Source organism: Chamaesiphon sp. OTE_20_metabat_361, from assembly GCF_031364565.1.
This window is the reverse complement of record NZ_JANLWO010000294.1, coordinates 1-1,773: the sequence shown is the minus strand read 5'-3', so window position 1 is coordinate 1,773 and position 1,773 is coordinate 1. Positions and strand designations below refer to the sequence as shown.

1 protein-coding gene is annotated in these 1,773 nt (G+C 47.9%); it reads left to right on the top strand.

Annotated elements, in window-relative coordinates; translation table 11 throughout:
- Positions 1 to 928: 928 nt before the first annotated feature.
- A partial coding sequence (locus RMO35_RS08685) for a DUF748 domain-containing protein (protein WP_309740284.1) occupies positions 929 to 1,773 on the top strand: 845 nt, incomplete at its 3' end.

Sequence of the window (1,773 nt, the reverse complement as noted above, 5' to 3'; positions counted from 1 at the left end):
CATCTCATTATTGCTTGGTAATGATGCGTCGATCGCGATAGCGTTAAATTTCGGAATTTAGACTATTATTATCGAATTACATTTTCCAATTTTTAGCAATCGTAAATACACCTAAATTATCACTTGTCGGTCGGAGCGATTCTCTTCCAGAGACGCTAGGCGAACGAGCTATTTGACTCAAAGACCGCTTCACGATAGGACAGTTCGAGTCAGTTACTTGTAACACTTTTTAGCACTCCGATCTCCTCATCCAATCGGAACATCCTCGCCCCCAAACCATTCAATCTAACTAGTAGTCTACAGCGTAAAGCTAGTTACCATTTATTGCCCCCAGTCCCCCTGTGAATCCTACCGCGTACACACGAGTTGCTGCGTAGTCCCTTTACCCCACCCCAGCCCTCCCCTTTCTAAGGGGAGGGATCAAAAGCCCCCCTGCAAGGTTGCGCTGTCTTGTCTCGCATAATCCGGGAGGGAACCTCCCGGCTGCGAGCCGCTGTCTTGACCCAAACACATGCTCCTCCACTCTCCGCGTGATTTGGGTCGCTGTCTTGAAAAGGTGCTTTACTTGCGGAGTTCGTCCGGTCGGGTTCCCCGACCATGGAACGAACCCAAGCGGGGAAACCCCAAGAACGCACTTTTCGCTAAACCGTCGGGAAGCCCGACGAGCGCGCATCCGCTTTACAAGGGGGGTTGGGGGGTAAGCCCAGCGAAAACGAAGCAATTGACTTGTGTATGCGCCGCAGCCTGTGAATCTGGGGATGAGAATTGCGATCGGGGAGATCGAGTGCTAACATTGGGCACAATATCTAGGTAGATAGCGATCGCACTGTATATGTTAGTACCACTAGAGATATTCGGTAAATGTTAGCCTAGTCTAGCTTGTTAATCTGTTTCTATCTTTGACTTTGATATATAGGTCGAGCCAAGAGTGAAAACCCAGCCTAAAGATCGATCTTCGTCTCTACCCCAGCCGCAATTGACGCCTAATTCACCAGATAGATCTCGTCGGTGGCTGAAGTTATTTTTAAAAACTGGCAGCAAGATTGGTTTGGGCTTATTCTTGTTGTTAATTGCGGCGCTGGGATTCGGTCAGTGGTGGGCAAAAGATAATCTCGTACCCCTAATCGATCGGGAGTTAACTAAGAGTCTCAAACGTCCGCTAAGTTTGGGCGCTGTCGATAGTGTTTGGTTTAATGAAATTCGGCTTAAAAATGCCAAGCTTCCTACCACTGGTAGCGATCTAAACTCTGTCGAGGCTCCGGAAGCGATCGTCGGTTTCGATCCGCTCAAATTTTTGGTTGAGAAGAAGTTAAAGTTAGATGTGCGGTTGAATTCGCCGCAGATTTATCTGGCTCAAAATGCGGGTGGTAAGTGGCTGACTATTCCAGCTCAAGATAAGCAAGATCCACCACCGATTAAAGTGGAAGTCGGTACGATAAAAATCGATAATGCCCGAGTAGTTGTCGTCCCTTACAGTCAGACACCGCAACCAATTACTATTAGTAAAATTAATCTTCAAGCCGATGTAAGCGATCGCCAAGATCGGGTTAAATTTGAGGGTGGGGCACAGTTTGGGGCGGAGGGACAGGTAAATGTGCGAGGTAATAGTGTTATTGCCAACGGTGAAACGCAGTTAGTTGTTAAGGGTCAAAAGTTAGATGCTGCCGCTGCGACGCGGATTTTTAAGATCCCGGAAGTTGTTATCGATCGCGGTACCGTTGATGGCGATCTGACCTTAGCGATTCAACCGCAGAAATATCTGCGGATTAGTAG